The 17,620-nt window shown below is 46.5% G+C and carries 20 protein-coding genes; 17 read left to right on the forward strand and 3 right to left on the reverse strand.

What is annotated here, in order from left to right; translation table 11 throughout:
- Positions 1-2 precede the first annotated feature (2 nt).
- From fliE to CTT30_RS10680, 3 genes are read right to left on the reverse strand one after another with little or no spacing between them, the layout of a single operon-like run.
- Positions 3-359, reverse strand: a complete 357-nt coding sequence (gene fliE / locus CTT30_RS10670) for a flagellar hook-basal body complex protein FliE (RefSeq protein ID WP_239838155.1) — start codon at positions 357-359, stop codon at positions 3-5.
- Positions 360-371: 12 nt separating this feature from the next.
- Positions 372-1,703, reverse strand: coding sequence for a sigma-54 dependent transcriptional regulator (locus tag CTT30_RS10675; protein ID WP_239865543.1), 1,332 nt, complete (start codon positions 1,701-1,703; stop codon positions 372-374).
- 2 nt (positions 1,704-1,705) lie between these two features.
- On the reverse strand, positions 1,706-2,614 hold the full coding sequence (locus CTT30_RS10680; RefSeq protein WP_252035150.1) for a MotY family protein: 909 nt from the start codon (positions 2,612-2,614) through the stop codon (positions 1,706-1,708).
- A 413-nt stretch (positions 2,615-3,027) separates the two neighbouring features.
- Between CTT30_RS10680 and CTT30_RS10685 the strand changes: the two genes are divergently transcribed.
- The 17 genes from CTT30_RS10685 (at position 3,028) to CTT30_RS10765 (ending at position 17,606) form a co-directional block, all read left to right on the forward strand.
- Positions 3,028-3,843, forward strand: a complete 816-nt coding sequence (locus CTT30_RS10685) for a FliM/FliN family flagellar motor switch protein (protein ID WP_252035151.1) — start codon at positions 3,028-3,030, stop codon at positions 3,841-3,843.
- A complete protein-coding gene (fliN, locus tag CTT30_RS10690) occupies positions 3,843-4,211 on the forward strand; it encodes a flagellar motor switch protein FliN (protein WP_239875547.1) in 369 nt (122 codons plus the stop codon). The genes CTT30_RS10685 and fliN overlap by 1 nt, the downstream gene beginning before the upstream one ends.
- A gap of 14 nt (positions 4,212-4,225) precedes the next feature.
- Positions 4,226-4,984, forward strand: a complete 759-nt coding sequence (gene fliP, locus CTT30_RS10695) for a flagellar type III secretion system pore protein FliP (protein ID WP_239838150.1) — start codon at positions 4,226-4,228, stop codon at positions 4,982-4,984.
- Positions 4,985-4,996: 12 nt separating this feature from the next.
- Positions 4,997-5,266, forward strand: coding sequence for a flagellar biosynthesis protein FliQ (gene fliQ / locus CTT30_RS10700; protein ID WP_006963035.1), 270 nt, complete (start codon positions 4,997-4,999; stop codon positions 5,264-5,266).
- A complete protein-coding gene (fliR, locus tag CTT30_RS10705) occupies positions 5,266-6,042 on the forward strand; it encodes a flagellar biosynthetic protein FliR (RefSeq protein WP_038156254.1) in 777 nt (258 codons plus the stop codon). Before fliQ ends, fliR begins: the two co-directional genes overlap by 1 nt.
- Entirely contained in the window at positions 6,039-7,166 is a 1,128-nt protein-coding gene (flhB, locus tag CTT30_RS10710; RefSeq protein WP_252035152.1) for a flagellar biosynthesis protein FlhB, read from the forward strand. Before fliR ends, flhB begins: the two co-directional genes overlap by 4 nt.
- A gap of 30 nt (positions 7,167-7,196) precedes the next feature.
- Entirely contained in the window at positions 7,197-9,287 is a 2,091-nt protein-coding gene (gene flhA, locus CTT30_RS10715; protein ID WP_252035153.1) for a flagellar biosynthesis protein FlhA, read from the forward strand.
- Positions 9,280-10,086, forward strand: coding sequence for a diguanylate phosphodiesterase (locus tag CTT30_RS10720; protein ID WP_252035154.1), 807 nt, complete (start codon positions 9,280-9,282; stop codon positions 10,084-10,086). Before flhA ends, CTT30_RS10720 begins: the two co-directional genes overlap by 8 nt.
- 192 nt (positions 10,087-10,278) lie before the next feature.
- Positions 10,279-11,106: a lateral flagellin LafA gene (gene lafA / locus CTT30_RS10725; RefSeq protein ID WP_239838145.1), complete on the forward strand. Its 828-nt coding sequence runs from the start codon at positions 10,279-10,281 to the stop codon at positions 11,104-11,106.
- A gap of 343 nt (positions 11,107-11,449) precedes the next feature.
- Entirely contained in the window at positions 11,450-12,787 is a 1,338-nt protein-coding gene (gene fliD, locus CTT30_RS10730) for a flagellar filament capping protein FliD (RefSeq protein WP_252035155.1), read from the forward strand.
- Positions 12,788-12,808: 21 nt separating this feature from the next.
- Positions 12,809-13,195: a flagellar export chaperone FliS gene (gene fliS, locus CTT30_RS10735; RefSeq protein WP_239838143.1), complete on the forward strand. Its 387-nt coding sequence runs from the start codon at positions 12,809-12,811 to the stop codon at positions 13,193-13,195.
- On the forward strand, positions 13,179-13,493 hold the full coding sequence (locus tag CTT30_RS10740; RefSeq protein WP_239838142.1) for a LafD: 315 nt from the start codon (positions 13,179-13,181) through the stop codon (positions 13,491-13,493). The genes fliS and CTT30_RS10740 overlap by 17 nt, the downstream gene beginning before the upstream one ends.
- 2 nt (positions 13,494-13,495) lie before the next feature.
- Positions 13,496-14,494 carry a flagellar hook-length control protein FliK gene (locus CTT30_RS10745; RefSeq protein ID WP_252035156.1) on the forward strand — a complete coding sequence of 333 codons (999 nt, stop codon included), beginning with the start codon at positions 13,496-13,498 and terminating at the stop codon, positions 14,492-14,494.
- 14 nt (positions 14,495-14,508) lie between these two features.
- Complete coding sequence (locus CTT30_RS10750; RefSeq protein ID WP_252035157.1) at positions 14,509-15,006, forward strand: flagellar basal body-associated FliL family protein; 498 nt, start codon at positions 14,509-14,511, stop codon at positions 15,004-15,006.
- 12 nt (positions 15,007-15,018) lie between these two features.
- Positions 15,019-15,747: a FliA/WhiG family RNA polymerase sigma factor gene (locus CTT30_RS10755; RefSeq protein ID WP_239865512.1), complete on the forward strand. Its 729-nt coding sequence runs from the start codon at positions 15,019-15,021 to the stop codon at positions 15,745-15,747.
- A gap of 9 nt (positions 15,748-15,756) precedes the next feature.
- A complete protein-coding gene (motA, locus tag CTT30_RS10760) occupies positions 15,757-16,614 on the forward strand; it encodes a flagellar motor stator protein MotA (protein WP_239865511.1) in 858 nt (285 codons plus the stop codon).
- Positions 16,614-17,606: a flagellar motor protein MotB gene (locus CTT30_RS10765; protein ID WP_239838137.1), complete on the forward strand. Its 993-nt coding sequence runs from the start codon at positions 16,614-16,616 to the stop codon at positions 17,604-17,606. The genes motA and CTT30_RS10765 overlap by 1 nt, the downstream gene beginning before the upstream one ends.
- Positions 17,607-17,620 lie beyond the last annotated feature (14 nt).

The raw sequence follows: 17,620 nt of genomic DNA on the forward strand, positions 1-17,620 counted from the left end.
GATTACACCGGCATCTTCATAATATCTTCAAACGAGGTCACGACCTTGTTACGTACCTGCATCAATGCATTGAACGACAGGCTGGCTTTCTGGCTAGCGATCATAGCTCCGACTAAATCATCACTTTTCCCTGTCTCTACTGCGGTCATTTTTTGACTGGCTGCCGACTGGTGTTGATTAACCGTATCAAGCACATTGGTCATTGCGGTGGAAAATGAGAGAGGCTGATTCACCTGCTGCACATCAAGTGGATTGGCAGAAACCGCGAACTCGGGTTGAATCTGAGTACGCATTGCATCCATTTTGGATAGCATTAGCTGTTCTGCGGTCATTGCACTGTTTATTGGTTGACTTGCCATAACTTATCCTCCTTAAGCAGCCGAGCCTAGAGCCGACTGTAGATCAATACCTTGTTCGCGCATTGCCGCTAGTTTGTAGCGCAAAGCGCGCGTTGTGACACCAAGTGCGTTTGCCGTCTTGGTTCGATTGCCGCCATACTGGCGGAGTTGTTCAAGAATGTACTGGTATTCAGCCTGTTTTTTAGCCTCAACATGCCCCATGCTCTGTGAAGGCGTGGCTGTTTCAACTGGGCTGATGAGCTCAACTGGTAACATCAGATCATGCGCGGTAATGTAGTCACCGTGTCGCATAACCAAAGCACGCTGGATAACATTTTCCAGCTCTCGGATATTGCCAGGCCAGTGATACTGGCTAAGAGCCATCATGGCATCTTGGGAGAGATGACATTGGCTGCCATCCTGATATTTGTTAATAAAAAACTGACTGATAGGTAAGATGTCTTCACTGCGCTCTCGTAGAGGAGGCCAATGCAGGGGTAATACATCCAATCGGTAGTAAAGATCTTCGCGGAACGTGCCATTTTTCACTTCTTCGCGCAGATCTTTGTTTGTCGCCGCAATCACTCGAATATCAAGTTGAATCGGCTTATGACTGCCTACTCGCTCTACTTCGCGCTCTTGAAGTACACGCAGAAGCTTGGCCTGAACCGCAGGCGTCATCTCACCGATTTCATCCAGCAGTATGGTTCCATTATTCGCTTCTTCGAACTTGCCGCTTTGAGAATGAGTTGCCCCAGTGAAAGCCCCTTTGACATGACCAAACAACACAGCTTCAAGCATAGATTCGGGGATAGCGGCACAGTTTACAGCGATGAATGGGCCACTTGAGCGTGGAGAATGTTCGTGGACGTAACGCGCCAACACTTCTTTACCGGTGCCGGATTCTCCCGTCACCAAGACACTGGCATTCGTACACGCTGCACGGTGAGCGAGCTGAAGTACCTGTTTGCTCCGCCATGACTCGGCAACAATGTTGGCCATTGGTTTACCAATCACTTCAACGCGGCGTAAAAGGTTGACTAACTGACTATTTTCAAAAGGACGAAGCAGATAATCCGTCGCGCCAGCCTTCATGGTTTCAGCGGCTAAGATTCCCTGCTCTTGTTCAACAATTGCTATAGCCACTCCATTACTCGATGTCTTTTGATGACAACTGACGAATTCTCTGACACACATGTCAGGCAGGTTTGAACTCACCAAAGTAATGGGCATCGCGCCTTCAAGCAGCGCACTTCGCCCCGTCCGAGCGTGAGTCACTCGATAACCTGAATCCTCTAACACTCTAATGACTGGCTGAGCAAATTCATCCTTTGGCTCAACTAACAAGATATTTGTCTCTGTCATTTTTAAGCCTTTTCCATTTCGTTAATTTTTCTAATTTTTGTGGGTATTACTGCTTCATCATTGCGTACCAGTCTTAACGTCACACGACGATTCTTCGCTTGCCCTTCTGGTGTTGCATTACTGGCGATGGGGTACCGAGAACCATGAGACCGTACTTCTATTCTTGCGTCCTCTATACCGTATTTTTTAAGTGCCTTAGCCACCAACTCGGCTCGTTGCTTTGAGATGGTTAAATTAGCCACCTTGGAACCAATGTTGTCGGTATAACCATCAATGAGAATTTTACTGATATTGTTATCGGCTCGAAGATAGGTGTTTAGTGCATCAAGCGTATTCGTTTGTTGGGTGGTTAGTTGGCGTTGGCCAAGCTCAAATGAGAGAGTGATATTTCGTGCTTGAGCATAGGACATACTTGGTAAGGAGGATTGGCAGCGACGAAATTGGGTGAGAGCAGTCTGAATTCGAATCGTCGGGAGAATATAGGCTCTATAATCGGAAGCGTTTCTTCCGCTAAAAGCAAACTTTATCCAATGTCCAGCTTCCATGTTATTCAACAATTCAGCCATATTATGCTTAAAAGTAGAATACTGATTATTAATAGTCGTATTCTGACTGATGAGTAGAAGTTCATTTTCATTACTCCATGGCGCTGGATAACTATATAACTTCCCACTGTTCCAGTTTTTATTATTCTTCTCTACTTGTGTATGGAAATATATGTTTCCCACTTCTTCAGAGCGGAAATAAAACTTCCCATAGGAAGAGTCTTCATACTCCAAATTACACACTAAGCTACTCCCTTTATAAACCCAATCTACTTCATCCATAGGAACTTCTACTTCAGTGTCAGCAAAAGAAGAACAATGAAAGAGTAAAGCTAATAAATATATTTTCTGAGCTTTAGTATTCATGATGTTATATGAGCGCCATTAAATAAAAAGAAGAATCATCTAATTAGAATTAAATAAGATATATCATTGAATTCGTGAATTTATAATTGTCTACATTTCGACCACCACCCTCAGGCACTGGCACAATGTAATTAACATGTAACAAATCAATAAAATCATTAAAAACCAAAAAGATAAAACAGAACAACAAACTGATAACAACTAGAAATCATCATTCGTCATTTGTATACATCGAAAACTAACCTGTTTTATTTTTTATGAGAAGATATATATTACGACTTAAAATCAACATATGGAGTAAAGTCACAAATTTTATAAAACGGGGTTATTTATAACAAATTTTTCTATGTAGACTTGCGCCAATTGAGTTAGAAAATTTAAAAATCGCTTTGTCAAGACATGGTAAAATATAAATGGAAAGTAGCAGCAAGATATCTATTCCAGACTATCAGACTCTAAGCATAGAATCTTTAGGGAAACCTATTCACGTAATTCGAGACAGATTGGATGATTTAATATCCACCTCGTGTAACGGCCTGACTTATGAGCTGCAGAACTGGTTAAAAACACATCACGCAGATGTCAATATAAATCAAGTTTCACTGCATACTTTTACACCAAGTGAAATGGATAAGTCTTTTATCAGTACTTTTAGGCATGACGAGGGTGGGCGAGTATTTATCTATACCGATAGTCAGATACTGATTAAATTAGCTGATAGCTTTTACAACGCAAGGATGGAAAGAAGCCATAGTTCACTCAATAACAGTGATTTACGACTTCAGGAAAAAATTGGCAGACTGATTATTAACTGGTTGGCGCCCGAAGAAATGTGGTCTGACTGTGAATTTGAGCCAGCACAAGGGACAGGCCTTCACGCCACCATTGAAGTCAACCTCAACAATCACCAAGGTACCATCCACCTTAAGCTAGATGAACAGCTTGTCGCCACCTTAACCGAACAATTGGATTTGCAACCCAAAGAGTCCATGTACGAGCCATTCTGCCAATCTCTGGCAGCAACGCCTGTCAAACTCAATGTCTTACTTAGTAAAAAAACCATGCCGCTCAGTGAAGTCATTTCACTGCAACCTAACGATATATTACCCATCGAGTTATTGTCTTCCGCTCCTGTGAGCATTGGTCAAGAACAGCTTTTTTCTGGTCGAGTTGCAGAGAATGATGGGCAACTAGTTTTAATTCTTAATCACGATAAGGACTCTTTTTAATGAGCGAGACAACAGAAACTGCCACATTTAATGGCGAAGAGCTGAACTTTGATGATTTTCAACTGGAAGATTCACACACCGATATTCTCGATGCCGCGGTACCAACACCAGAACGTGATCTGAGCTTTTTCAAAAATATTCCGGTTACCGTCACTCTGGAAGTCGCCAGTAAAGATATTGCTTTGGGCGATCTAATGAAAGCTGGCGAAGGCAGTGTTATTGAGCTTGATAAACTCAATGGCGAGCCCCTCGATGTTAAAGTCAACGGATCGTTGATGGGCCATGCTGAAGTGGTGGTTGTGAACGAAAAATATGGCCTGAGATTGATTGATATTGTCGATTCGGCTCTGACCTCCGCAGTTGAATAAGGGTTCACAGAAACATGACTAAGTCACCTTCCTTGCAAGGATGGGGGATCCTAATCGGCTTGGTTAGCCTGCTCTTCGCTTTCCCTTCTGTTGCGAATGAGTCAGGCTTAACCATTTTGTCTGTCAGTGACGGAGCTACTCAGCAAGAATACAGTGTAAAACTGCAGATTCTGTTATTGATGACAGCCCTGAGTTTTCTCCCAGCTTTTATTCTGATGGCCACCAGCTTTACTCGCATTATTGTGGTTCTTGCAATCCTTCGTCAGGCTTTAGGGCTCCAACAAAGCCCACCGAACCGAGTATTGGTGGGTATTGCACTCGCGCTTTCCCTACTGATCATGCGCCCTGTCTGGACAGATATTTACCAAAATGCTTTCCAGCCATACGACAAAGGGGAAATTACCTTAATGCAGGCGTTTTCAGTCGCAGAAAAGCCCGTACGAAACTTCATGTTGGCACAAACTCAGCAAACATCCTTGGAACAAATGTTGCGCATTGCTAATGAGCCGCTCGATACCGCGTTGGAGGACATCTCGTTTGCAGTGGTACTGCCCGCTTTTGTCATCAGTGAGCTCAAAACCGCTTTTCAAATCGGCTTCATGCTGTTTATTCCGTTTCTAATCATTGACCTTGTCGTCGCCAGTGTCCTGATGGCAATGGGTATGATGATGCTATCACCGCTGATCATCTCACTTCCATTCAAACTGGTGGTGTTTGTTCTAGTCGATGGCTGGGCGATGACGGTCGGCACATTATCCGCCAGCTTTGGGTAAACAGGAGTTCGCATGACACCAGAAATGACCGTCACCCTGTTTTCCAATGCGGTATGGCTGATCATCACCATGGTCGCAGTACTGGTTGTGCCAGGCCTGATTGTCGGCCTTGGCATTGCAATTTTTCAGGCCGCCACGCAAATCAATGAGCAAACACTGAGCTTTCTACCAAGGCTTCTGGTCACGTTACTTATGGTAATTTTTGCGGGGCACTGGATGCTACGTAAAATCATGGAGCTGTTCGACTACCTGTTCCACAATATTCCAGGAATGATTGGCTGATGGAGGTTACCTTCGCAGAAATCTCTCGCCTCCTTGGGCAGCTATGGTGGCCTTTTTTCCGCATTGGTGCGGTATTTATCTCCATGCCTTTCTTTGGTGACTCATTGATACCCGTCTGGGTGCGTAGCTTACTGGCACTGTCGATTGTGATGATCTCCGCTCCTTTGATGCCGCCAATGCCAGCGGTCGAGTTTTTCTCGATGACTTCTCTGTTTCTCGCTTTTGAACAAGCCATTTGGGGACTGTTCTTTGGCCTGATTTTGCATATGCTGTTTACCATTTTTACGACGCTGGGCCAGATTGTCTCCATGCAGATGGGCTTAGGCATGGCAATGATGAACGACCCTGTCAACGGCATGTCCGTAGCAATTCTTGGTCGTATTTTTCTGATTTTCTGCACCTTATTGTTTTTATCTCTCGAAGGTCATTTGGTGGTGCTTGATGTCCTTATCCAAAGCTTTGTTGTTTGGCCAGTCGGCTCCGGTCTGACTTCAGCCTCTCTGCAAGGCATCGTTAATTTATTTAGTTGGATGTTTGCATCTGCACTGGCACTCGCCCTTCCAGCCATTGTCTCCATGTTGTTAGCAAACATCAGCTTTGGTGTGATGAACCGAGCAGCACCGTCACTGAATGTCTATGCATTAGGCTTTCCAATGACCATGCTACTAGGGCTATTCAGCGTGCTCATTTCTGTGTCTGGTGTGCCGAGCCGATATACTGTGCTGGTCAACGACACCCTACGTTTTCTGAATCAATTCATGGCGGGGGGCGGATGAGCGAGCAATCTTCTCAGGACAAAACAGAAAAAGCCTCACCGCAGAAGCTCAAGAAAGCGCGTCAGGAAGGTCAGATACCCAGAGCGAAAGAATTCACGACCGCCGCAATTTTTCTCGCAGTCACCGTGTACTTCTCCAGTCAGCTCCCAGTGATTTGGGACAGTATTGCAGGTATTTTTCGTTTTAACATGACATTGACGAAGCAAGACTTAGCGAACCCGAAGCAAATGGTGGAGCAGCTCGGACATAGCCTCGGCATGATCATTACTCTGCTTCTACCTATGTTTATCGTGATTATTGCGGTAACGCTTACTAGCACTATGGTACTGGGTGGCTGGATGTTTCGTTTAACGAACGCTTTTCCTAAACTGAGTAAGCTTAATCCACTCAGCGGTATCAAACGGATATTCTCAACCCGCTCTCTGGTTGAACTCCTCAAATCGACCCTCAAAGTGCTGGTCATTTTTGGCGTGCTATATGGCTATCTTGATAATCACCTGCAACCCTTACTCGGTATGCAGAGACTGTCGCTGGAGCAAGGTGTCATTTCCGTAATGCAAATCCTGTTCGATGGTCTGCTAATGATGGGGTTTGCCTTACTGCTGTTCGGCGTTATTGACATCCCCTATCAACGTTGGGAGCACATGAAAGAGCTCAAAATGACCAAGCAGGAGCTCAAAGAAGAGTACAAAAATAATGAAGGACGGCCTGAGGTCAAGCAGCGTATTCGTCAGATTCAGCAACAATTTGCTCGGCGTAAAATCGATAAAATGGTACCGACTGCCGATGTGGTCATCACCAACCCGACCCACTACGCCGTCGCGATGAAATATGACCCTGATTTATCAGACGCTCCATTTGTGGTCGCCAAAGGCGTGGATGAAACAGCGATGCATATTCAACGTATCGCCCGTGAAAATCAGGTTGAAATCATCAACTCGCCACCGCTGACCCGTTCTATTTACTACACCACGGCGATCGAACAGGCTGTACCAAGCCAGCTCTACATCGCGGTGGCGCATATTCTGACGTATGTCATGCAACTCAAAGCATTCCGTACCGGCAATGGCGATAAGCCGATGCCTTTGCCCCATTTTGCTATTCCAAAGCATTTGCAACACTGATCATCCGTATTTACCCAAGGACACCCACCTATGCTCAATCGGTTAAAACAGATACAAGATTCTACAAAAGGCTTTGTCGGTATTCCGCTAGTCTTACTTATGGTGCTGGCAATGGTCATCCTGCCGCTGCCACCCCTGCTACTGGATGCCTTGTTCACTTTTAATATCGTACTCGCTATTTTGGTACTGTTGGTCAGTACAACCGCTAAGCGCCCCCTCGACTTTTCCATTTTCCCCACCATTTTGCTAGTGGCAACCCTATTACGCCTGACGCTCAACGTTGCCTCAACTCGAGTCGTCCTGCTCGAAGGTCACAACGGAGGCGATGCTGCAGGTAAAGTAATTCAGGCCTTTGGTGAAGTAGTCATTGGCGGCAACTATGTGGTCGGTATGGTGATTTTCGTCATCCTGATGATCATCAACTTCGTAGTAATCACCAAAGGTGGCGAACGTATTTCAGAAGTATCAGCGCGTTTCACACTTGACGCTTTACCTGGCAAGCAAATGGCAATCGATGCGGATCTCAATGCAGGTTTGATCGATCAGGAAGCCGCCCGTCAGCGTAGGCGTGAAGTGGCTAATGAAGCCGATTTTCACGGTTCTATGGACGGTGCGTCAAAGTTTGTTAGAGGGGATGCTATCGCCGGATTACTGATCCTGTTTATTAACATCACTGGTGGTATCAGCATCGGTGTGTTTGAACACGGACTCACCACTTCTGAAGCGTTTAAAACTTACGCATTACTCACTATTGGTGACGGCTTAGTCGCCCAAATACCATCACTACTTTTGGCAACCGCAGCGGCCATTATCGTTACTCGTATCAACGACAGCGATAATGATATGTCAGAAACTATGCAAAAGCAGTTATTGGCTTCACCCGCGACCCTGTTTACGGTGGCTGCGGTGATGTTAATTATCGGCATGGTGCCTGGTATGCCTCACCTCGCCTTCTTTACTTTTGCCGCGGTGCTCGGATTTGCAGCTTGGCGACAGCGCAAGAACCCGGCTCATGATGCTCAAATTGAAGACGTCGAAGTACTCACTCAAGCCATGCAGCAGGAAGAAACCCCACTCAGTTGGGAAGACATTCCACATGTGCACACGCTGTCGCTGGCTCTTGGTTACCGACTGGTTCACCTGGTCAATAAGGAACAGGGCGCGCCACTCACCCAACGCATTCGTGGTGTAAGACGTAACCTGTCTGAGCAAGTCGGCTTCTTGCTACCAGAAGTGCGTATTCGTGACAACCTGAGCCTAAAACCCAACCAGTACACCATTTCACTCAATGGCGAAACGATAGAGCAAGGCTTTATTGAGCCAGAGCGATTGATGGCGATTGCGGTTGGCGAAACGTATGGCGAAGTCGATGGTATCCTCGGCAGTGATCCCGCCTACCAGTTGCCAGCGGTCTGGATTGAGCATACAGATAAAGCCAAAGCGTTAAATATGGGTTATCAGGTGGTAGATGATGCGACTGTCATCGCAACCCATATCAGCAAAGTGATCAAAACCCACCTTTCAGAACTGTTTAATCACGACGATGTCGATGCCATGATGCAAAGGCTAACCCAACAAGCGCCGAAATTAGCGGAAGCGCTCGGCGCAGCACTCAACCCAGCACAGCAGCTGAAAGTGTATCGTCAACTGCTACTGGATCAGGTACCTCTACAAGATATCCGTACCATTGCCAACACCATGCTTGAGTCGTCTGAAAACACCAAAGATCCGATACTTCTCGCGGCTGACGTGCGTTGTGCGTTGCGCCGAACCCTCGTGAGCTTGATCGCTGGGCAGAAGGTGGAACTGAAGGTGTATGCACTCTCCGATGAACTGGAACAAATGCTGATAACCTCTCTTCAGCAGGCGCAAGCAAGTGGCAGTGTCAATCTAGACAGTTTCCCTGTTGAGCCCAATATTCTGGCTCAATTCCAACAAAACTTACCTTTGGTAAAACAACAGCTAAAACAACAAGGCTTGGCACCGATACTTCTGGTTATGCCGCAGCTTAGACCGCTGATTGCCCGCTATGCTCGTACGTTTTCTCAGGGATTGGCGGTATTGTCATATAACGAAATACCAGAAACAAAACAAATCAACGTGGTAGGTAACCTTGGATAACCTCAACTCACATCAGGCGATGTATAGCTACATCGCCAAACTCATGGAAGAACACCTTGAAACCGAAGACGATCAACTCATCCATCAAGCGCTGATTCACAATGACATCCGACATGCATGTCAAGCGATCCGCGCAGCGGACTCTGGTGAAGTAGAATTTCAACACCTGACCCTTAGGTTTGGCGGTGATGGCGAACAAAGTGTGTATCAATTCAACCTCTCTCAACAGGTAAAATACTGTCTTGACTTGTTCAGCCTGTACCTAGCACTACGCCAAACTCACTTTCAGCTAGAAACGTTTCATCCAGATTTGATCAGCAATGTTGTGGTACCTCTTCAAGTCGAGGCACTCATCTGGCCACCGGGTGAATATTTTTTAGAGCAAGTTATCCTCTGCCATAAGAAAGCATTCACGCATGTTATTCCTTCACTGCAACTCAGCCATTCTTTAGGGTTGGACTCGTCGGTAGAAAGCCTGATCGAGTGTGTGGAAGAATACGCTTACGCATTGTGGTTTGAAGTCACTCCGCCCTACCCTTTACTTGAACAACTGGCTTGCTATCAACCTGCGATGCTGAAACTCTCAGTGTCACTGGAAGAAAAACAAGATCGAATGGCCTTGTTGCCCATCGTACGTTTTTTGAAAAAACACAAATTGAAGTGGGTCGCCAGCCGGGTCGCAAGTCAAAAAGAATTGAACCAGTATAAATTGCTCGGCGCCAGTTACTATTTTGGCTACTTCAGTGACATCCCAACCCCGCTCTCTTTTAAAACGTTTACCAGCGAATACGACATCTAGTCAATCCACTAATTGGCACCGAAAAGAGCCAATTAGTGGAATCAGCTTCACTAAATCAGCACCAAATTCCTAAATATTCCCGTTATTTACACTTTTTAATTAATCTTCGATATTTATCGTCCGCCTCCTGTTAGTGACCAGGGAAACCCTGAAGCCAAAATCTGAGTATTGTGAAAACCGAAGGAGACCATAATGGCTTTATCAATGCACACTAACTACGCATCACTCGTTACACAGAACACACTAAGCAGCACAAACGATCTACTGACAACCGCTATGGAGCGCCTAAGTACTGGTATGCGTATCAACTCTGCAGCGGATGATGCCGCAGGTCTGACTATCGCTAACAAATTAGAAGCGCAAACTCGTGGCATGTCAGTTGCGATGCGTAACTCTCAAGATGCAATCTCAATGCTGCAAACAGCAGACGGCGCACTAGAAGAGCTAACTAACATTGCTTACCGCATGAAAGACCTTGCTACTCAAGGTGCGAACGGCACAAACGGTACCACTGAGCTTTCAGCGCTAAACTCAGAATATCAAGAGCTTGAGAAAGAAGCGGTACGTATTATGGGTGAAACCACATACGGTGCAGGTCAAAAGCTACTGACTGGTGGTAAACTTGCTGCAGCAGTAGATTTTCAAATCGGCGCATCAGGTGCAGAGAAGCTCACTGTTGACGTGTCTACTGCACTAGGCGACGTAGACTTCACTACAACAGGTGACCTTGATACTAATGCTAACTCTAACGCTCAAATCGCTGTTGTTGATGGCTTATTTGATAAAATCAACACTGTTCGTTCATCACTAGGTGCAAACATTAACCGTCTCGAGCACACCATCAATAACCTAGCAAACGTGTCTGAAAACACGGCGGCTGCGAAAGGCCGAATCACAGATGCTGATTTCGCGGTTGAATCTTCAAACATGACGAAGAACCAAATGCTAATGCAAGCAGGCACTACGGTTCTTGCTCAAACGAACCAAATGCCAAGCATGGCAATGTCTCTACTTCGCTAATAAGCGATAGACACTCTTCTATTTATTTTACTCCAGTGATTTTAGCCTCCCTTGCGGAGGCTTTTTTTGGTTTTAAAGTCTCTCATCAAACGCTTTTTTCATTTAACAACCCCTGCCATTTGGTCGCCTTAAAACATTGAGCAAAGCTGATCTTCATTCAAGGAAACAGCGGAACTCAGCCATGGGAAGTCACACTTCCGCAAAACCAAGAAAAAAAACATAACTTATTGATATTTAAAAGCTAAGTGAATGGCACTTATCTTGCTATTTTTCTAATCAAATCAGAATGATGATAGCGATATGAACCACAACGGTCATACACAAAAGACAAGGGAGTACTCTGATGAGTTCAATCGATCCAGCTACGATGGCACAGCAACTCGCCACCTTCGACGTCCAGTCATTTAGACAGCGCTACACCAATCAGGCCTCCCAGTACCAATCTCAACTGGATGCACTTGGCAAAGTCGAATCTGCATTGCGTGAATTCCGTACCGCTGTGAATGACATGAACAACAGCACATCAGGGATCATCAAAAATAGCGCAACCGTGTCGAGTGAGGGGTTCTTCACTGCCAGTGCAGACTCCAAAGCACTGACAGGCAGTTACCAGATCTTTGTTGAGCAGATCGCAACAGCACATCAAGTCTCAACGGGTATGCCTGCAAACCTGGAGCCGACAACTGAAATACCGCTGACGGGCACGCTCGAATTTAAAATCAACGGCGAGACAATGACGCTGGATCTCTCCACTCTAGACAGTGATGGAGACGGCAAAGCGACTATGGCCGACTTAACTTCAGCAATCAACAATGACTCCGATAATCCGGGCGTTAACGCTACCTTAGTTCGCTCCGGTGGACAAACCCACTTTATGCTCTCCAGTGAAGAAACGGGGGTCGCTAACAAGATTGAAGTCTCAGCAACTGGAATCGGCCAAAGTTGGTTTGAAGATGCCTTCACAAACCTAAATCAGATTAGCGAAGCAAAAGACGCCATTATCTGGTTAGGTGCCAAAGATTCAGGCCTTAAACTCGAAGGCAGCAGCAATACCTTTAGTGATGCTATCGATGGCCTCGACATCACTGTCAGCAAGGCCCAGGAAACTGGCGAATCGCCGTTAACGCTCAGTGTCAGCGGTGACAACGACGCCACTAAAGAGCAAGTTACTCAGTTCGTTGATGCCTATAACAAGCTGATGTCGACCGTTGACGAATACACCAAGGTAGATACGGAAAACAACACTCGGGCTGTTCTAGCCAGTGACCCTACCCTACGAGCCATTGAAAGCCAGGTGAAGTCTGTTGTGCGTGGAGATTTCGGTGGCCTGCGCCTAAGTCAAGTCGGTATTGAGATTGATCGTAACGGCAAAATGAAGATCGATTCTGAAAAGTTTGAACAGGCTCAAATCGATAATAGTGCAGGTCTTGAAGCGATGTTTAATGGCGACGGCAATCTCTTGGATAGCATCGACACCATCATTGAGCCTTACCTGCAATTCTCCTCCGGCCTATTTAAATCTCGTAAAGACGCACTAAAGCAGAACATTGATCGCATCAGCGACAAGCAGGTCGTGCTGGACCGTAAATACGATATGGCTTACGACCGCTACCTCAAGCAATTTACTCAAATGAACACCATTATGCGCCAAATGAACCAAACCATGTCGATGTTTGGTTAACGGCCACCAGGAGACGATTTTATGTTAATGGATTCAGGCTACAACTCTTATCAACAGGTCGATCTTGATGCTCAGGCAGCCTCGGCAAACCCACATCAACTGGTGGTGATGTTGATCGATGGGTTACTCAACGAAATCGAACGAGTCCGCGGTCACATGGCCGCGGGCCGCCTTGCAGAGAAAGGGGCTGGCATCAACAAATGTATGAACATTTTGGTTGGTTTAGACAGCGCACTTGATGCAGAAAACGGCGGCGAAATCGCTGAAAACCTCCACCAACTCTACGACTTCTGTCAGGTCGAGCTTTATCAAGCAAGCGTACAAAACAACCTAGACAAACTCACGAGCGTGGAACACGTCATGAACAATATACGAGAAGGGTGGATGAGTTTTGGTCAGCAAGCATAAAGTGTCCCCTGAACGGTTTCGCCATCTCGCCAAACTGATTCAGATCGCAACAAAAACCCAAGATTGGCAAGGGCTAAAACGCTACGATCTTCAATTAAGAGAGCTGCTAGAAAGCCATCAGCCCTATCTCAAAGATCCCCGACTTGCGCCTGTCATTACTGAAGTTAAATCGGTACACAAACAGGCTTTTGACGCACTGGATAAAGCCATCAACGAGCTGGAAGCCGAGATTAATGTTGTCGACGCTCAACATGAGCGAGCAAAAGCTTACCAACTTGCCATGACCATGGAGTACTAGCAATGAATACACCTTCACTGCACACCATGACAAGTCAAAGACCAGAGCAGTTATCCGCTGATGGTACGATCCAAAAAGCCCGTGGATTCGGTCAGCCTGCCGAACAAAACACTGGCTTTACTCTCATGGGGCAACCAGCATCGACGCTTACTGGCAGTCAGCCAAATGCTAAACAAACTGCCGTAACCTTCACTGATGATAGCGAGGAAATGCTAGGGCAGGAAAATAGCTCAGATCATACGACTACGCTATCGATTGAAAGCCCTCATCTACTAAAAGAACACTCTGCGACCATGAATACTTTGGCATCGCTGCAACTGAAACAAAAACGAGCAGTGGACGGTTCTCAAGCGTTCAATGCCGCCCCCGTTTCAGCAACAAATTCGTCAGACAAAATGACGTCACAAACAATCAGCAGTCAATTGGTCAAGCAAGCAGGCGGGCCTTTGAGTATCGACACGCCTATCAACCAAAGCCCATCAGTACAGAGTGCTCTGCAAACGTTAGCCTCAACACAAACACAACTTCAAGTCTCTCATCAACAACCTACAACAACATCTGTACAAACGACAGAGTGGGCAGCAGTTAAGGTCGATACGAGTGCGGCTAAGTGGGGCGAGCAAATGATCCAGGTGCTGCATGATAGAGTCTCGCTTCAAGCACAACAAAGTATGCAAGAAGCCAAAATCCGTCTTGACCCGCCAGAGCTTGGGAAACTGGACTTGCTGGTTCGTGTTGATGGCGATCGCCTCAACGTGCAAATCAACGCCAATGCGGCCGCAACTAGGGAAGCCTTGCTTCAGGTTTCTGACAGGCTACGTGCTGAGTTGCAAGACCAAAACTTTGTCCATGTCGACGTCAACGTAGGCTCAGGAGAAAGCGAGCGCGACCCGTCACCTCATCAAGGTGAACATCAAACACACATATTCGACAGTCGCGAGTTTGCCAATTCAGACAATACCAATGATCCATCAGAGCATTGGCTCAGCACACACGCATAATTAGGAATAGGGTTATGACAAAACAACAAATGATCGCGCTCTTTGCAGCGATGATTCTCACCAGTGCTCTGGTTTCAGCAGCAACCGTCATCGGCGGAATTTGGCTCATAAAGCAGTCGGGAGACAGTCCCCAGTCAGAATCATTTTTCTCAGGTTCTCCTCTCGCTTTTCTCATCGAAGAACGTCAACCAGCTCAGACACCTAGCTTCCACTCACTGGATAAAATTGTTCTGAGTGTCAAAGGTAAGCGTCAGACTCACTTTGTTATGTTAGAAGTCGCGATTGAAACTCGCCGTCCAGAACGAATTCAGAATATCGATGACTACATGCCGGTTGTACGGAATTCGTTACTTAAGCTTTTCAGTGACAAAACCTACGAAGACCTTCATCAAGATGGCGCCGTTAACCTGCTGCAGAATCAGGTCAAACAAACGGTACTGCTGGCCTTTGAAAAAACCGACATTCTTCGCGACATCGATGATGTCTTGCTGACGAAATACGTCGTGCAATAAGGAGCACGGCCCATGTTGGATATGAATTTTCAGGAAGAATACGGCGTAGAAGGTGAAATCAGTTCACCTTCCATCCCTATTGATGAGAACAAGTTACTCAAAAAACATCAGGTGTTGGTCAACCGTATCGTCAATCAGCTCAGAGCTCACGCGACACCGCACTGTAGCATCGAAGATATGCAGCAAATTGGCCTTATTGGTTTACTGGAAGCGGGCCGTCGATACGGAAATGTCGAAGATCCCAACTTCCCTGCCTTTGCCGTGTGTCGCATCCGCGGAGCAATATTAGACGAGTTACGACGGCTGGATTGGCGGTCAAGAAAAACGCGTCAGCAGGCTCATGAACTTAATGATGTAACCCGCGATTTGATGCGTTCTCTTGGCAGGCAACCAACCGATGCTGAAATCATCAAGGCATTGGGAACAGACGAACAAGATTATCTTACTCGACAAAATGCGGCGCTGGCCGGAGAAATGCAGAGTCTTGATCAATTGATTGAGAACGGTATCGAAGCACAATCTGACGCTGTTTATGACGGAATGTCCCATGAGCAAACTCGTCGCAGTCTCGAAGTCGCTTTAGATAAATTGCCGAAAAGAGATCAACTGCTTTTGACGCTGTTTTATCAACACGAACTTAACCTTCACGAAATCGCTTTAGTGCTTGATCTGACGCCTCCAAGGATTTGTCAGCTACACAAGCAAGCACTCAAACAACTCAACCACTACTTATCCTCCTAGGAGTCACAAATGCAAAAGTTTTTTGGAGCCATCACCGTCTTACTGTGTGTCTTTGGCGGATATATGTGGGCAGGCGGTAAGCTTGGCGCTATCTGGCAACCGGCTGAATTTCTGATCATCATTGGTGCCGCTGCAGGTTCTTTGATCATAGGTAACCCACCACAAGTTCTAAAAGAAATGCGTCAGCAAGTCCGTGCTACCATTTCCGCCCCACGCGAAGAGTATGAGTACTACATGGAGCTGATGGCTCTACTTAATAACCTGCTTGAAACAGCACGTAGCCGAGGCTTTAAGTTTCTCGACTCTCATATTGAAGCCCCTGATCAGAGTTCGATCTTTCTCGCCTACCCGAAAGTAGGTTCAGATTATCGGCTGATTTCTTTCATTACTGACAACTTGCGTTTAATGGCCATGGGTCAAATGTCGCCTCACGAGTTAGAAGGTTTACTGGAACAGGAAATCGAAGCCATTCAAACCGAAATGCTGCTGCCTTCTCGCTCAATGCAGAGAACGGCTGAAGCACTGCCGGGCTTTGGTATCCTAGCGGCTGTGGGTGGCATCATCATTACGATGCAGGCTATTGATGGCTCAATCGCCCTAGTGGGCTACCACGTCGCTGCAGCTCTGGTTGGAACATTTGTTGGTATTTTTGGCTGTTACTGCTGCCTTGATCCGCTCAGCAATGCTATGGCGCAGCGTGTAAAGCGCAACATGACCGCATTCGAGTGTGTTAGAGCAACACTGGTGGCCTATGTGGCGAAAAAACCCACGTTACTTGCCATCGATGCCGGCCGTAAGCACATCCAGTTAGACATTAAACCGACATTCAATCAGATGGAGAAGTGGCTCTCTGAGCAGGAGGCGTAATGCAAAGACAAGAACAGGTGGTGTTCAAACGAACCAAGACCGTCGCTGATGATGACTTCCACGGAGGCGCTTGGAAAGTCGCTTTCGCTGATTTCATGATCGCCCTAATGGCTCTATTTTTGGTCTTATGGGTGATGCAGATTGTCGATAAGGAAGAGCGCAAGGCGATTGTGGCTCACCTTCAAAGTGCAAGCGTCTTTGACAAGAGTTACGGTAACCCGTTTGATACCTCACAAAGTATCTCTCCTATTGACTTGGCTGCCGACTCTTCCGTACCGAGCCGGCATGATTCGACACATATTGTCAGTTCATTCTTTCAAGGCGATGGTGATGGTCCGGAAACCGATTCTCTGATCCCGGGCACATTCGACACTCAAGAGCGACTGGCAGCATTGGCGAAGGTAATAAAAGAAGCGGTTCGCCAAATCAGCGCTCAGGGGAATGTCAATGTCACAGTGACACCACAGGGTTTACGGATTGTTCTGCAAGACGATTATAAGCAGCATATGTTCAGTCGTGGCGGGTCAGAACTAACACCATTCTTTGAAGATCTTCTCCTTGCGTTGGCGCCTGTCTTTAAGCGGGTAGAGAACCCACTGATCATTAGCGGTCATACGGATTCTACCCGGTTCAAAGGTCATGTTGAACGCCGTTCGAATTGGGAGTTATCAGCATCACGCGCGAATATCGCCAGACAGACTCTCGTTTCAGGTGGGATGCCCGACGAGCGAGTATTGCAAGTAACCGGTATGTCGGATCGCGCTTTACTCAATGGAGATGAGCCGGAATCCAGTGAGAACCGACGTATCGAGTTGTTTATACTGACCACACCAGCCGCCAAAGTATTGGAAACCTTCTTTGGTAATCAAGCTGACAGCGAACTGCAAAAAGCAAAACAGAAAGCAGAGTTTAATCAGCCAGTAATTCGCCAGGAAGTGATTAACTTTTCCGGCACCCAAGCTCCTTCGAAGCCAGCGCTTCAACAACTTTAACTCTCTCAGGCGCT

This window comes from Vibrio coralliilyticus, assembly GCF_024449095.1.
In the GTDB taxonomy this organism is placed as follows: Bacteria; Pseudomonadota; Gammaproteobacteria; order Enterobacterales; family Vibrionaceae; genus Vibrio; species Vibrio coralliilyticus_A.

Excerpts from the sequence above, each read along its gene's own strand:
- fliE (WP_239838155.1), bottom strand. The coding sequence starts at position 359 with ATGGCAAGTCAACCAATAAACAGTGCAATGACCGCAGAACAGCTAATG.
- CTT30_RS10675 (WP_239865543.1), bottom strand. The coding sequence starts at position 1,703 with ATGACAGAGACAAATATCTTGTTAGTTGAGCCAAAGGATGAATTTGCT.
- CTT30_RS10680 (WP_252035150.1), bottom strand. The coding sequence starts at position 2,614 with ATGAATACTAAAGCTCAGAAAATATATTTATTAGCTTTACTCTTTCAT.
- CTT30_RS10685 (WP_252035151.1), top strand. The coding sequence starts at position 3,028 with ATGGAAAGTAGCAGCAAGATATCTATTCCAGACTATCAGACTCTAAGC.
- fliN (WP_239875547.1), top strand. The coding sequence starts at position 3,843 with ATGAGCGAGACAACAGAAACTGCCACATTTAATGGCGAAGAGCTGAAC.
- fliP (WP_239838150.1), top strand. The coding sequence starts at position 4,226 with ATGACTAAGTCACCTTCCTTGCAAGGATGGGGGATCCTAATCGGCTTG.
- fliQ (WP_006963035.1), top strand. The coding sequence starts at position 4,997 with ATGACACCAGAAATGACCGTCACCCTGTTTTCCAATGCGGTATGGCTG.
- fliR (WP_038156254.1), top strand. The coding sequence starts at position 5,266 with ATGGAGGTTACCTTCGCAGAAATCTCTCGCCTCCTTGGGCAGCTATGG.
- flhB (WP_252035152.1), top strand. The coding sequence starts at position 6,039 with ATGAGCGAGCAATCTTCTCAGGACAAAACAGAAAAAGCCTCACCGCAG.
- flhA (WP_252035153.1), top strand. The coding sequence starts at position 7,197 with ATGCTCAATCGGTTAAAACAGATACAAGATTCTACAAAAGGCTTTGTC.
- lafA (WP_239838145.1), top strand. The coding sequence starts at position 10,279 with ATGGCTTTATCAATGCACACTAACTACGCATCACTCGTTACACAGAAC.
- fliD (WP_252035155.1), top strand. The coding sequence starts at position 11,450 with ATGAGTTCAATCGATCCAGCTACGATGGCACAGCAACTCGCCACCTTC.
- fliS (WP_239838143.1), top strand. The coding sequence starts at position 12,809 with ATGTTAATGGATTCAGGCTACAACTCTTATCAACAGGTCGATCTTGAT.
- CTT30_RS10745 (WP_252035156.1), top strand. The coding sequence starts at position 13,496 with ATGAATACACCTTCACTGCACACCATGACAAGTCAAAGACCAGAGCAG.
- CTT30_RS10750 (WP_252035157.1), top strand. The coding sequence starts at position 14,509 with ATGACAAAACAACAAATGATCGCGCTCTTTGCAGCGATGATTCTCACC.
- CTT30_RS10755 (WP_239865512.1), top strand. The coding sequence starts at position 15,019 with ATGTTGGATATGAATTTTCAGGAAGAATACGGCGTAGAAGGTGAAATC.
- motA (WP_239865511.1), top strand. The coding sequence starts at position 15,757 with ATGCAAAAGTTTTTTGGAGCCATCACCGTCTTACTGTGTGTCTTTGGC.
- CTT30_RS10765 (WP_239838137.1), top strand. The coding sequence starts at position 16,614 with ATGCAAAGACAAGAACAGGTGGTGTTCAAACGAACCAAGACCGTCGCT.